The sequence below is a fragment of the Vibrio sp. Vb1166 genome, assembly GCF_033338695.1.
GTDB lineage: Bacteria > Pseudomonadota > Gammaproteobacteria > Enterobacterales > Vibrionaceae > Vibrio > Vibrio alginolyticus.
Genome location: NZ_JAWOTE010000052.1, coordinates 1 through 13,704 on the forward strand (window position 1 = coordinate 1; position 13,704 = coordinate 13,704).

Consider the following 13,704-nt stretch of genomic DNA (forward strand, 5'->3'; position numbering starts at 1 on the left):
TCTATTTTTACCTTGATGTGGAAATACCGCTTTTTCTACGCAAACTTACCAGAAATCTTGTCACGAGATGAACAGCTACACGAACAGTACATCGATGTGCAAGAGAAGCTGCAAGCGAACCTCATTGCTATTATGCAAGAGTTCGTAACGATGAAGCTGTTGAATGTCGATCAACAACAGTTGAAGTCATTGGTATGTACATTGCACTTGATTGCGTGTAGTTGGTTGGCGTATCAATCCGCGATGGCTTCAAAAACCAACATTACCGAGCAAATGGTGAAGCAAGGGATGTTGCAGATGCTTAATGTCGTTAAGCCATTAGCAACTGAGCAGGGCTTAGAGCAGCTACTGTTATTAGAAGATGCGGTTAGCAATCTACACAGTTAAACGTCAAACTGCTTAATATTTCGAGAGTCACTCTCATTTTCGAGTCGTGGCTCGAGTTGACTTGTCAAATATGCCACGCACAATAGTCCCATACGCTAAAAACCCTTGCAGGGATAAGATTCTCGATAAAGGAACTATCGCCCCATGAATTACGACATTTTTAATGGTGATGCTGATGGCATCATTGCTCTTCTACAATTGCGTTTGGCTGATCCTGTCGATGCCCAGTTAATAACCGGTGTAAAGCGCGACATCAAGCTGGTGGAAAAAGTAGACGTGCAAGCGGGTGATGAGCTGACTGTGTTAGACATTTCGATGGAAAAGAACATGGCAGGTCTAGAGCAAGCTTTGGCTCAAGGCGCGCACGTCTTTTACGCCGATCATCACAAAGCGGGCGACATTCCTCAGCATGGTAATTTGGATGCGCACATCGATCTCGATGCCAACATGTGCACGGCGTTGATTGTCGATAAGTTGCTTGATGGGCGTTTTCATGACTGGGCGATTACGGCGGCTTATGGCGATAACATGATTGCTAAAGCCGATGAGTTAGCGAATAACGCGGGCTTGTTGCAGCAACAGAAAGAGCAGCTAAAAGAGCTGGGTACTTTAATTAACTACAACGGCTACGGATCGAAGGTCGAAGATTTACACTTTCACCCTGCGGAGCTGTACCGAGCTTTGCTGAAGTACACGTCACCATTTGAAGCTATTGAAGATACGGCCTCGCCATACTACCAATTGCAATCGGCTTACCAACAAGACATGGAGGCGGCTCTCGCAGTGCCTGCCATGCATGAGAGTGGTAAGCTGAAGTTGTTTGAGTTACCAAACACGGCGGCATCACGCCGAATCAGTGGTGTTTATGGCAACTGGCTAGCAAACCAAACCCCTGACTCTGCGCATGCGGTACTTACTGAAAATGCAGATGGTACTTATACGGTTTCACTCCGCGCCCCATTAAACAATAAACAAGGTGCCGTTGCCGTGTGTGGTCAGTTCCCGACAGGTGGGGGGCGAGAGGCGGCGGCAGGAATCAACGCGTTAAGCAAAGATGATGTGAATGCTTTTATTGATGCGGTAGAAACCTACTACGCATAGCATTTTCCAAAATATGAATACAAAAAAGGAGCCGAGTGGCTCCTTTTTTATTATAAGTCTATGAGTCAGATAATCAGCGTTTTAACCAAGATTTCGGATTCTGCGCTTCACTATTACGACGAATTTCAAAGTACAGCGATGGTCTGTCTTGACCACCTGTATCACCCGCGAGAGCAATCACTTCGCCGGCGGTGACTCGGTCGCCTTCTTTTTTAGTTAAGGCTTGGTTGTAACCATAGAGGGTCATGTCACCTTTGCCGTGGTCGAGCAGTACCACTAAACCGTATCCGCGCAGATACTCAGCAAATACGACAGTACCAGGATAAACGGCTTTCACTTGTTGACCATAGTTGGCAGACAACACCATACCCTTCCAGTTTACCTGCCCAGTTTGTCGCGTACCAAAGTTGTGTAACACACTGCCTTTGAGTGGCCAAGGCAACTTACCGCGCTGTTTGCCGAGTCCGTCCATTGGCACCGCATTACGCTTCGCTGCTTTGGCGATCTCTGCTTTTAAACGGGTTTCGTTGCGTTGCAGCTCGGCTAAGTAGCGTTTGTCATTCTTGATACTGCTCTGAATTTTATTCAGGGTTTGCTTACGCTTGGATTGTGTACTCGCTAGCGCTGTACGTTTTTCGGATTGCTGCTTGAGCAGAGTCTCGATTTGCTCTTTTTCTAGCTCGAGCTGGTTTTTGTTGTGCGCTAATTCTTGGGTTATTTTGGTGATCGCATCAATCACTTCAGCACGTGCTTTAGCTAAATGCTGGAAGTATTGGCTCATGCGGTCTTCTTCCACACCTTGATTTAACAAGTGACCATTGGCCTTCGCTCGCTCGGTTACGTAATACGTTTGCAGCAGCTGTTTGAGTTCTTCTTCTTGCTCTTGACGCTGTGCTTCTTGCAAGGCAATTTTCTCTTCCAGGTTTTCTATGTTTTTGTCTGCTTGTGCGAGGTTAGACTTGGTTTGTCGTATTTCACGCTCAAGCTTAGAAATACCAAGCTCTTGATCTTTTAGTGATTTCTGTAACTCATTGAGCTGCTTTTCTTGGGAAGAGAGCGATTTGCGCTGACGGCTTATCTCACTGGATACGCCTTTGAGCTCTTGCTGACTCACAGCAGAGGAGGTAATGGGATAAGTGGCAGATAAAGCACAAGTTAATAAAATAGCCGAGCGTAGAACAGGGTGATTTTGTTTTCGCACTTGAGAGTTACCTACCACGTTGTTGTCAAAAAGGTTTGTTGACGATTAAATACCATCTCCATGGATAAAGCTTTGCGACTTGCCGTTAAAGCCTTGATCCATATCGAGAGAGGGTTTGTCCGTTTTTGGACGTCCGACGATTTTTGCAGGCACGCCAGCCACCGTTGTGTGAGGAGGCACGGCTTGCAATACCACAGAGCAAGATCCGATTTTCGCGCCTTCACCGACTTCGATATTGCCAAGAATCTTTGCACCAGCTCCGATCATCACACCCTCGCGAATTTTCGGGTGACGATCACCGCATTCTTTACCAGTACCACCAAGGGTGACATCTTGCAGTATAGACACGTCGTTTTCGACCACGGCAGTTTCACCAATCACGATGCCTGTTGCATGGTCGAGCATGATACCACTACCAATGCGCGCTGCAGGGTGGATATCGACCTGACATGCTACCGAAATCTGATTTTGTAGGTAAGTCGCAAGAGCGTGACGACCTTGCTTCCACAGCCAGTTTGCTACTCGGTAGCCTTGCAGTGCGTGATAGCCTTTTAGGTACAGCAATGGCATTGAGTACATTGAAACAGCAGGGTCGCGATTGACCGTGGCACAAATATCACAAGCCGCGCCGTCAGTGATGGTTGGATCAGCCGCAAAGGCTTCTTCAACCACTTCACGCACAGCCATCGCTGGCATGGAAGCGGTGTTCAATTTGTTAGCCAGAATATAACTCAGAGCGGCACACAAACTTTCATGCTTGATAATGGTGGCATGATAGAAGCTTGCCAGCATAGGCTCTTGTTCTGACATTTCACGGGCTTCTGAGACAATTTTGTTCCAGACTTTTTGTTTTTCGCAGTGTTTCATTCTCAATATCCAGAGTGGTTCTTCCGTGACCCGACAACTTCAATTTTTCTCAGATGAGCTGCAAAGGGCGGTAGATTGCTACTTTCCTTCGGCTTTTTTGTCACGAGCAAGTAAATCTTGCGCTGCTAAGCGCGCATCTTTTCCTTGATACAATACTTGATAAATTTGATCAACTATCGGCATCTCAACACCCATACGTTGAGAAAGTAGCCATACTTCTTTTGTATTGCGGTAACCTTCAACCACTTGACCAATTTCTTCTTGAGCCGTATCAACGTCTTTACCTTGGCCTAATGCCAAGCCAAAGCGTCGGTTACGTGATTGGTTATCGGTACATGTCAGGACAAGATCGCCTAAACCCGCCATGCCCATAAAGGTTTCTGGCTGTGCACCCAGCGCAGCACCAAGGCGACTCATTTCAGCCAAGCCACGAGTAATTAATGCGGTACGAGCATTGGCGCCAAAACCGATACCATCAGACATACCCGCACCAATCGCAATAACGTTTTTCACAGCGCCGCCCAATTGCATACCAATAAAGTCACTATTGGCGTATACGCGGAAGGTTTTGCTACAGTGGATTTTTTCTTGTAGATCCGCAACAAATTCAGAATCTGGAGACGCAACAGAGATTGCAGTCGGCATACCCATTGCGAGCTCTTTCGCAAACGTTGGGCCAGACAATACTGCTAGTGAGTAGTTTTCACCGATAATGTCATAAGCAACGTCTTTCAGTAGGCGCCCCGTTTCAGGTTCAAGCCCTTTGGTTGCCCAACAGATGCGAGAGTCTTCGCGCAAGAATGGTTTACAGCTGTTTAGCACGATGCCAAAGACATGGCTTGGAACCACAACCAACAAATCTCGGCTTGCTTGAACGGCTTTTTCTAAATCCGATTCAATGATCAAGCTTTCAGGGAAATCAACACCTGGTAAGAAGGCATGGTTAGCTCGGTCTGCTTCTAGGCGAGCCATGTGCTCTGGCTCGTGTCCCCAAAGGACAACGTTCGCGCCGTTACGAGCGAGTGAGATTGCCAAAGAGGTGCCGTATGAGCCTGCGCCAATCACAGTCATTGCGATGTCTTTACCGTAAGCATTGTTTGTATTTGCTTGTGTCATGCTACCGCCTAATTGTCTTGCTACTAGTAGAATCTAGTTCCTAATCGTCAAATTTTACGCCTTCTGGCGATTAGGAACTAGGAACTTTTGTCAGAAATAAAAAATGCACATTGCATCGGATGGTAGACGCTCTGTGCATTTTATTTGATTCGGTGACGTCAGCACTGTGGCTATTCGTCACTTATAAAACGTGAATTACGCTTCAGCTTCGCCTTGTTGAGCTTGCTGTTGTAGGTAGTTCATGAATAGCGCGTCAAAGTTTACTGGCGCTAGGTTCAGTTGAGGGAACGTACCTTTAACGACTAGACTTGAGATAGTTTCACGAGCGTATGGGAATAGGATGTTCGGGCAGAATGCGCCTAGGCAATGTGCAAGTTGACCAGCTTCCATTTGTTCAGCAGTGAAGATACCACCTTGTTGAACTTCACATAGGAACGCAGTCTCTTCTTCGTTCTTCACAGTAACGGTTAGACGTAGAACAACTTCGTACACGCCTTCACCAAGCTCACGGCTTTGAGTGTCTAGGTCTAGTTTAACGTCTGGGTTCCACTCTTTCTGGAAAATTACTGGAGAGTTCGGCGCTTCAAAAGAAACGTCTTTTAGGAAGATGCGTTGAATTGCGAAGTTTTGTTGTGCGTCTTGAGGTGCTGCTTCAGCCATTTTTTAATCCTTAAATCAATATTTGTTGAGCCTAGAAACGTCTAAGCTCAGAAAACTGGTATGTCCTGAGACTAACTGAGCCAATCTACCTTGACTAGATGAAGCGTGTATTACGTGCAAAGCGTCACAACTTAGTGCTCCAACTGCTTTCAATTTGCTCAGTTTTTTGTCCGCGAGGCTTGGTAAAAGCGCGTTTAAACGCGAACTTTCGTTCTTGCCACGTTCCTACTTTTTACCGCGAACTAACGGCAGGTTCGCTTCGTTCCACGCAATCAAACCATTTTTTAGTAGGCTCACTTTTTCGAAGCCAGCTTTTACTAATAGGTTTGCGCTTTCTTGAGCGGTCTGTCCTGTCTTGCATACCACAATGATTGGGTCTGATTTGTGGTTTTCAAGGCTACTCAAGTTACCCGCTTTGATGTCTGACGGTAAAATGTGAAGTGAGTCGGTGATATGACCTTTTTTGAACTCGTCCTTGGTACGGATATCCACTACAACGCCGTTTTCACGGTTCATAAGATGAGTCAGTTGGTTTACGTTGATTTCTTTGTATGCGGCTGTCGCTGACTTCACGATGTTCATGATAAAGGCGACAAGAAGACCTACCCAAACCAAAGATAGAATCATGTTCTGTTGGAAAAATTCAATGTACTCTTGCATGTCTTGAGCTCTTACGCTGTTGGCGGAAAAATAAAGCAGGAGTATAGCGAGGTTACGGCTCTTAGGCGAGAGGGTTAAAATTTTCTAACGAATAATTGAGATCTCTATAAACCCGTTATGCCCTTACTATCCGTACATTTCGCTCTGGTAGCTTGATTGCTTTGGCCTATTGGACTTATCGGTTTAAGTGACTTCTGTTTTACTGAGAAAAGAGAACAATAAGTATTAACCCATCTTGTTTGATGTTGCTTTAAATTAGCACTGTTTCAAGTGCAAAAATAAGAATGAGAAGCGTAAGAAAACCGAACTTAGACTGGGGTGTACAAAGCGTATTAGAAATGACTATGCTTGTGGAACACGTTTGTCGGCACTGACTCGTTGTTCGCTTAACTTGTAAGATAGCAACAATAAATCGCAAACATTATTTGATCTTAACCTACAGTTTTGGTTAAAAAGTGTAGTAAAATTACGCTAGTTTTGTTTCAAGGTTAGATAGGGCAGCGAGGCCCTACGCCAAAAGTTACTTAAATTTGATGAGGTCATCACTATGTCAGCTAAGAAGCCACTGGCTCTAGTTATCCTTGACGGTTACGGTTACCGTGAAGACACAGCAAGTAACGCAATTGCGAATGCGAAAACACCAGTAATGGATGCTCTGATTGCGAATAACCCACACACATTAATCTCTGCTTCAGGCATGGATGTTGGCCTTCCTGATGGTCAAATGGGTAACTCTGAAGTTGGTCACACTAACATTGGTGCAGGCCGCGTTGTATACCAAGACCTGACTCGTATCACTAAATCAATTGCGGATGGTGAGTTCGAACAAACGCCTGCGCTAGTTGAAGCAATCGACTCTGCTGTGAAAGCTGAAAAAGCAGTACACATCATGGGCCTGATGTCTCCAGGCGGTGTTCACTCTCACGAAGACCACATTTACGCTGCAGTTGAAATGGCAGCGGCGCGTGGCGCAGAGAAAATCTACCTACACTGCTTCCTAGACGGCCGTGACACACCACCACGTAGTGCTGAAAACTCACTACAACGTTTCCAAGACCTATTTGCGAAACTAGGTAAAGGCCGCGTTGCTTCTCTAGTAGGTCGTTACTACGCAATGGACCGTGACAACAACTGGGATCGCGTCCAAGTTGCTTACGATCTTCTAACTCAAGCTAAAGCTGAGTTCACAGCAGAAACGGCAGTTGCAGGTCTAGAAGCGGCTTACGCTCGTGAAGAAAACGACGAATTCGTTAAAGCAACAGCTATCAAAGCAGAAGGTCAAGAAGACGCAATCATGCAAGATGGTGATGCGGTTATCTTCATGAACTACCGTGCTGACCGTGCACGTCAAATCACTCGTGCATTCGTTCCTGCATTTGACGGCTTTGAGCGTGCAGTATTCCCAGCAATCAACTTTGTGATGCTGACTCAATACGCGGCTGATATCCCTCTAGCTATCGCATTCCCACCTGCGTCTCTAGAAAACACTTACGGTGAGTGGCTATCTAAACAAGGTCAAACTCAGCTACGTATCTCTGAAACAGAGAAATACGCACACGTGACTTTCTTCTTCAACGGTGGTGTTGAGAACGAATTCGAAGGCGAAGAGCGTCAGTTGGTTGCTTCTCCAAAAGTTGCAACGTACGACATGCAGCCTGAAATGAGCTCTCCAGAACTAACAGAGAAGATGGTTGCGGCTATCAAGTCTGGTAAGTTCGATACCATCATCTGTAACTACCCGAATGCAGATATGGTTGGTCACACTGGCGTTTATGAAGCGGCTGAGAAAGCAATCGAAGCTCTAGATGAAAGCGTGGGTAAAGTGGTTGAAGCAATCAAAGAAGTTGGCGGTCAACTATTGATCACTGCGGACCACGGTAACGCAGAAATGATGATCGACCCTGAAACTGGCGGCATCCACACTGCTCACACTAACCTACCAGTACCTCTAATCTATGTAGGTGACAAAGCGGTTGAATTCAAAGAAGGCGGTAAACTGTCTGACCTTGCACCAACCATGCTTTCTCTAGCTGGTCTAGAAATCCCAGCAGAAATGACGGGTGAAGTATTAGTTAAATAAATAATTAACTAACGGCTCCGAATGACAAAAGCCCGAGTTTAAACTCGGGCTTTTTTGTATCTGGCAATAAGGGCTGGTCTGTAAGGTTACTGAACCAAAATGCCCGCACCAATCACAGCTAGGGCTGCGCCCAACCATGCAAATCGGTTTGGTCGGCGTTTAGTGTAAATCCAGAGCAGTGGTAGCAACATAATTGGCGTGGTTGAAGATAGAAGTGCAACCATACCTACATTTCCTTCTTGCAGTGCGTATAAGATTAGCGTCATGCCGACGGCCATCGCCAAGAAACCATTAAGGGCAGTAATACCAAATATGCGCCAAGTAATGTGTTGCGTCGAGCGAGCGACTTTGACTCCTAGAATTAACAACATGCTGTGGGCGAAAAAGGCACTGATCATTCGAATAGCAGAAGCCGCAACTGGGTCAATACTGGTTTGCATTACTGGCTTGGCGATGATGCCGCCCAATGCTTGGCACATTGCTGCGGTTAAGCCAAGTCCAATACCCACCCAGATGTTACCTTTAATGTCTTCCAAGACGTTATTCACTTGACCTCTTCGGCCAAAGAATATCGCCATCACCACGCCGCTAAATACCAATGATGCGCCCAGTAGTTCTATTGTGGTCATGACTTCGCTAAATAAGAAGTAGCCCAAGATGGCAGAGAACACGGCGTGGCAAGAGAAGAGTAACCCGGCTTGTCTTGGCCCCATACGATTCAAACACGCGAATAGAGCGGTATCGCCAATAAAAATACCAATCAGTCCTGAGGCCATCATTGGCGTTACGTGTTCCCAAGAAACCGTTAACCAGCCGCCAGTTATCCAGGCCATTGTTGATAAGATCACGGCTGTGCAGCCCATACGCCAGCGGCTGTAAGAAAATGCGCCTAGGTGTTGTGCAGGAATGACCGAAATTAGGCTAGAAACTGCCCACAGAAAAGCGGCGCATAAAGCAAGCCATTCGTAACCCATGATGTGTCGACGTCCTTGTAGAGTAGAGGAGTCTTAATATGCACGAAATTTATGGGATGTAAAAGCCGCTCTGTAAGGGCAGTAGCTGGAGAGCAGCTCCATGACAACACGCTTTTTCATGGAGCTCTTCGATTAAAACAGTACCAAAACTGCGCCATACACGATAAGTAGACCAATCAAACCAAGAATCAGCCCCACTTTCGCCATGTCTTTGCTCTCGATGAGGCCTGTTGAATAAGCCAAAGAGTTTGGTGGTGTGGAAACCGGTAAGATCATGCCAAGTGATGCGGAGAAGGCGACGACAACCAGTAAACCTTGTAGGCCACCAACCGCAATAAGGCTTGGCATGGATGTACCAATAGCGGCAGCAATAGGCATCAATAAGTTTGCCGTTGCGGTATTAGACATAAAGTTCGCCATTAACCAACACACTACTGATAGGGCTAAAACAACGGCAAATGGTGATAGCAGGCTGTAATCAATGGCGTGCGCTAATGCTTCGGCTAAGCCCGTTTTGTCTAAGGCAATACCAATTGCTATACCACCGGCAACCAGCCATAAAACATCCCAGTTAATCAGCTTGAGCTCTTCTTTTCCCATAATGCCCGTTAACGTGAACACTGCTAGTGGGATAATCGCGACAACATATGTATTCATGCCATGCACTTTCGTTGTCATCCAAAGCAAAATGGTTAGTGCAAAAGTGATGTAGACGACGATCGCACGCCAGCTCTTTTTGAATGTACCATCTAGCTTTAGTTTCATTTCTGGTTCGCTAGACGGAAACAGCTTTTGCAACAAGAACCAAGCTACAGTGAGTTGTACCAACACAAAGGGTAGACCCATTGTCATCCACGATAGGAAGTCTATCGCGTTTTCTCCAGTGAGATATTGAAGCGCTATCGCATTAGGTGGCGTGCCTATCGGAGTCGCAATGCCGCCTGTATTCGCTGCAATTGGAATACACAACACCAGTGCTTTAATGCCTAAATCCCCTTTAGGTGCTGAAGCGACGATGGGGCCAAGCAGGGCTAGCATCATCACGGTCGTGGCAGTATTGGACATAAACATTGAAAAAACGGCGGTAATTAACATCAAGCCCAGCATGATGAACTTAGGTTGGGTGCCGAATGGTTTTAATAGAACTCGGGCGAGGTTGTTGTCGAGCTCGTATTTGGAAGCCGCAATCGCAAGAGCAAAACCACCCATAAAAAGAATAATGATCGGTGAAGAGAAGGCCGAGAAAATATCGGTGTAAGCAATTAACTCTCCTAAATCATGCCCCGCTGGTGGATTGCGAAATAGATGCAAACCTTTATCCGATATCATGATCAGTTCAAGAGCGATAATAAGAATGGACGTAGCAAAAACGGGAACCGGCTCGAGAACCCAAAGTAGGGCAGCAAGAAGAAAAATAGCTAACAGGCGATGCTGAATTAAAGTGAGATCGTCAATAGGAATAGCATCGATCGGCATCATCAAAACACCGAGCGGAATTAAAAAGCACACCAGCAATTTCGCCAACGTGTTTACACTCATCTTTGGCATTGGCTGCCCCTCTAAATATTCATTCTAAGCGCAGGATAATTGATTGTGGAATGAGGGTCTTAGAGGCAGGTATGAGTTTGAGAAATAGAGGCTAAATTTCGAACGGAGTTTTGCTTTTTATCAATAAAAAGAGCCCTGAATAAAGGGCTCTTAACGGTGTTTTACTCAATTTTTTAAGGCGTAAGGTGTGCCCATAACGGTTGGCTTACCGTTTTCCATGCTTGCGTCAAACTCAATCGCGTCTTTGGCAAACAGGTTAATAACAGTAGAACCCAGTTTGAAGCGGCCCATCTCTTCGCCTTTTTTCAAGATCACGGCCTTGTCACCCTCTGCTGGGTAATCCCATTTGTAGACAGTGTTTCCACGAGGCGGAGTGATCGTGCCAGCCCATATTTGCTCAATGCTACCAACAATTGTCGCACCAACAAGCACCTGTGCCATTGGACCAAACTCAGTATCGAAGATACACACCACACGCTCGTTACGTGCAAATAGGTTTGGTACGTTTTCTGCTGTCAGAGGGTTTACTGAGAACAGGTCACCTGGTACGTAAATCATTTGGCGCAGAGTGCCGTCACATGGCATGTGTACACGGTGGTAATCGCGCGGAGATAGGTACAATGTCGCAAAAGAACCATCTTTAAATTCGTCAGCTAAATTCGCGTCACCGCCCAGCAATTCTTGTGCTGAGAAGTGATGACCTTTTGCTTGGATAAGTTGACCATCTTCAATAGGGCCAAACTGGCTAACACAAGCGTCGGCTGGATGAGTGATGACGTTTTCGCCTTCAGAAATTGGGCGTGCGCCTTCTTTTAGCTCACGAACGAAAAACTCGTTGAACGTTTTAAAATGCTTAGGATCTGAGTGCTTTGCCTCATCCATATTCACATTGTATTGTTTGATAAACCAACGAATAACTGCTGTTGTTAGACCGCCAGCTTTTGCTGAAGCCAGTTTACCCATTAGGCGAGTGAGGCCGTGTTGTGGGATCCAGTACTGCAGTCCAACTTTAAACTTGTCCATCTTTAATTCCGATACTTCTGTTAGATTCGCGCTTTAGGGCGCGTGATGTTACTGAAATTTAATTTGCTTGTCAGTATTAGGTGAAGACTTTTTACACAGTTACAGCCTTAACTCAATTACAGATCGGCTTTTTTATTACGTGAATACTGACGATTTGCTTTGTTTTCAACCATGCTTTCCAAAATGCGATGATAGTTTTCAAAGCGAGTTTCGTTAATTTCCCCGTTCTCGACAGCTTCGCGTAGAAGGCAGCCTGGGTCATCATTGTGTTTACAATCTCGGAACTTGCAACCGCCTAAATATGGTCGAAATTCAACGAATGCTTTTGTTACTTCTTCTGCTTCCAAATGCCAAAGACCAAATTCACGTACTCCAGGTGAGTCGATCAAATCGCCACCCGTTGGAATGTGGTATAAACGTGCAGCCGTCGTGGTGTGTTGGCCCAAGCCAGAGTTCTCAGAGACTTCGCCTTCTTCCACTTCGCTCTCTAGTTCCGGCATTAACGCGTTGACTAAGCTGGATTTCCCTACGCCTGATTGACCAACAAAGATATTAATTCGATCACGCAGTAGGGTTTCTAGTTCAGCAATGCCTTCTCCAGACTTCTTGCTGACCAGAAGCACTTTATAGCCAATACGTTCATATTCTTTGAGCCATTCTTCATACATTGCACGGTCATCGGCTTCTAGAAGGTCGACTTTATTTAAGACCAACAATGGCGCAATATTCAGTGTTTCTGATGCAACGAGATAGCGGTCAATAATATTTAGCGATAGCTCTGGTAATACCGAAGAGACAATGACCATTTGATCAATATTGGCTGCAACGGGTTTTAGGCCATCGTAATAATCTGGACGAGTGAGCACTGAAGAGCGAGGTTCTACCGCTTCAACAACACCAGAGATGCCCGCCATAGACTCCAATCCTTCGCGCCATAAAACACGATCGCCAGATACTAGAGACTCAATACCACGGCGGAGGTTACAGCGTTGAATTTCGCCTGTTTCAAGGTCTTCAATGTCCGCGTGCTGACCAAAACGAGTGATCACGAGACCTTGCTTGCTGGCGCCTAGCATGTTTTCATCCCACTGGATGGACTCTTCTTGCTTCTTCAAACGCTTTTGTTGGTTGCTACGTACGCGTCGCACCTGACCTTTGGTTAACTTTTTCTTCTTTGCCACAATTCTGTACTTTATGTGAATTTACTCAAATGGTTGAGCCGTACTCTTGGCTCCGTGTATGAGTATCGTGTTTCTCGTATTTTGAGGTATAGTACCTCTTTTATCGATAAACAAATAGGCGGCGTAACCATGTCCTTTAGCGATCAAAACCTAATTTGGGTTGATTTAGAGATGACAGGGCTTGATCCTGAAACGCACAAAATCATCGAAATTGCTTCTATTGTCACGGATAGCGAACTAAATATTTTGGCTGAAGGTCCAGTGTTAGCGATTCATCAGCCGGAAGAAGAACTGGCGAAAATGGACGACTGGTGTACTAATACGCATACGGCAAGCGGTTTGGTGGAGCGCGTTCGAAACAGTCAAATCTCAGAACAAGACGCAGTCGCACAAACCATTGAATTTTTAGAAAAATGGGTGCCAAAAGGGGCGTCGCCAATATGTGGTAACAGCATTGGGCAGGATCGTCGCTTTTTATACAAGCATATGCCTGAGTTGGAAGAGTTCTTCCATTACCGATATGTTGACGTTAGTACTCTTAAAGAACTAGCACGTCGCTGGCAACCTGAGGTGCTAAATGGGTTCACAAAACAGGGAACACATTTGGCCTTGGACGACATTCGTGAGTCCATCGCAGAACTTAAGTACTATCGAGGTACTATTTTCAAGATTTAACTGTTAAGGTTGCGATCCAAATTGTTGTAATTTATATCGCTTTTGATTGCTTTTTCGTCGTTCAGTAAAAAAATAAAGTTTTTTTGAAGGAAGGACTTGCATCACAAAAAAATGCTCTTATAATTCGCAGCCCTAAACAGCGGAAACGTTGTTGATGCGACACTAGCTCAGTTGGTAGAGCGCAACCTTGCCAAGGTTGAGGTCACGAGTTCGAACCTCGTGTGTCGCTCC

General features: G+C 45.7%; 13 protein-coding genes and 1 tRNA gene. 5 read left to right on the plus strand and 9 right to left on the minus strand.

Annotation, left to right across the window (positions count from 1 at the left end; genetic code table 11):
• Together R7E51_RS23525 and R7E51_RS23530 are read left to right on the plus strand one after the other, a co-directional pair.
• A partial coding sequence (locus tag R7E51_RS23525; RefSeq protein WP_318128327.1) for a TetR/AcrR family transcriptional regulator occupies nucleotides 1-387 on the plus strand: 387 nt, incomplete at its 5' end.
• Between the two features lie 144 nt (nucleotides 388-531).
• Nucleotides 532-1,488 carry an acetyltransferase gene (locus R7E51_RS23530; protein WP_017821834.1) on the plus strand — a complete coding sequence of 319 codons (957 nt, stop codon included), beginning with the start codon at nucleotides 532-534 and terminating at the stop codon, nucleotides 1,486-1,488.
• Nucleotides 1,489-1,561: 73 nt separating this feature from the next.
• On the opposite strand, the gene R7E51_RS23535 is transcribed toward R7E51_RS23530, so the two are convergent.
• The 5 genes from R7E51_RS23535 to R7E51_RS23555 form a co-directional block, all read right to left on the minus strand.
• Nucleotides 1,562-2,707, minus strand: a complete 1,146-nt coding sequence (locus R7E51_RS23535; protein ID WP_005381476.1) for a murein hydrolase activator EnvC family protein — start codon at nucleotides 2,705-2,707, stop codon at nucleotides 1,562-1,564.
• 27 nt (nucleotides 2,708-2,734) lie between these two features.
• The gene (gene cysE / locus R7E51_RS23540) at nucleotides 2,735-3,556 is read right to left on the minus strand and encodes a serine O-acetyltransferase (RefSeq protein ID WP_005381475.1); all 822 of its coding nucleotides are present in this window, start codon (nucleotides 3,554-3,556) and stop codon (nucleotides 2,735-2,737) included.
• 78 nt (nucleotides 3,557-3,634) lie between these two features.
• Nucleotides 3,635-4,672, minus strand: a complete 1,038-nt coding sequence (gene gpsA, locus R7E51_RS23545; RefSeq protein ID WP_005381474.1) for an NAD(P)H-dependent glycerol-3-phosphate dehydrogenase — start codon at nucleotides 4,670-4,672, stop codon at nucleotides 3,635-3,637.
• 195 nt (nucleotides 4,673-4,867) lie between these two features.
• The gene (gene secB, locus R7E51_RS23550; RefSeq protein ID WP_005386410.1) at nucleotides 4,868-5,332 is read right to left on the minus strand and encodes a protein-export chaperone SecB; all 465 of its coding nucleotides are present in this window, start codon (nucleotides 5,330-5,332) and stop codon (nucleotides 4,868-4,870) included.
• 225 nt (nucleotides 5,333-5,557) lie between these two features.
• Nucleotides 5,558-5,992 (minus strand): rhodanese-like domain-containing protein, encoded by a 435-nt coding sequence (locus R7E51_RS23555; protein WP_017821835.1) that lies wholly within the window; start codon nucleotides 5,990-5,992, stop codon nucleotides 5,558-5,560.
• A gap of 547 nt (nucleotides 5,993-6,539) precedes the next feature.
• Between R7E51_RS23555 and gpmM the strand changes: the two genes are divergently transcribed.
• On the plus strand, nucleotides 6,540-8,072 hold the full coding sequence (gpmM, locus tag R7E51_RS23560; protein ID WP_005386416.1) for a 2,3-bisphosphoglycerate-independent phosphoglycerate mutase: 1,533 nt from the start codon (nucleotides 6,540-6,542) through the stop codon (nucleotides 8,070-8,072).
• An 86-nt stretch (nucleotides 8,073-8,158) separates the two neighbouring features.
• On the opposite strand, the gene R7E51_RS23565 is transcribed toward gpmM, so the two are convergent.
• The 4 genes from R7E51_RS23565 to rsgA all read right to left on the minus strand — a co-directional run bounded on the left by R7E51_RS23565 (nucleotide 8,159) and on the right by rsgA (nucleotide 12,798).
• On the minus strand, nucleotides 8,159-9,046 hold the full coding sequence (locus R7E51_RS23565) for a DMT family transporter (RefSeq protein ID WP_005386417.1): 888 nt from the start codon (nucleotides 9,044-9,046) through the stop codon (nucleotides 8,159-8,161).
• 132 nt (nucleotides 9,047-9,178) lie between these two features.
• Entirely contained in the window at nucleotides 9,179-10,594 is a 1,416-nt protein-coding gene (locus R7E51_RS23570; RefSeq protein ID WP_005386418.1) for an SLC13 family permease, read from the minus strand.
• A gap of 165 nt (nucleotides 10,595-10,759) precedes the next feature.
• The gene (gene asd, locus R7E51_RS23575) at nucleotides 10,760-11,617 is read right to left on the minus strand and encodes an archaetidylserine decarboxylase (protein ID WP_017821837.1); all 858 of its coding nucleotides are present in this window, start codon (nucleotides 11,615-11,617) and stop codon (nucleotides 10,760-10,762) included.
• Between the two features lie 116 nt (nucleotides 11,618-11,733).
• On the minus strand, nucleotides 11,734-12,798 hold the full coding sequence (gene rsgA / locus R7E51_RS23580) for a small ribosomal subunit biogenesis GTPase RsgA (RefSeq protein ID WP_025768798.1): 1,065 nt from the start codon (nucleotides 12,796-12,798) through the stop codon (nucleotides 11,734-11,736).
• 129 nt (nucleotides 12,799-12,927) lie between these two features.
• Between rsgA and orn the strand changes: the two genes are divergently transcribed.
• Nucleotides 12,928-13,473: an oligoribonuclease gene (gene orn / locus R7E51_RS23585; RefSeq protein WP_017635574.1), complete on the plus strand. Its 546-nt coding sequence runs from the start codon at nucleotides 12,928-12,930 to the stop codon at nucleotides 13,471-13,473.
• A 156-nt stretch (nucleotides 13,474-13,629) separates the two neighbouring features.
• Nucleotides 13,630-13,702, plus strand: a tRNA-Gly gene (locus tag R7E51_RS23590).
• Nucleotides 13,703-13,704 lie beyond the last annotated feature (2 nt).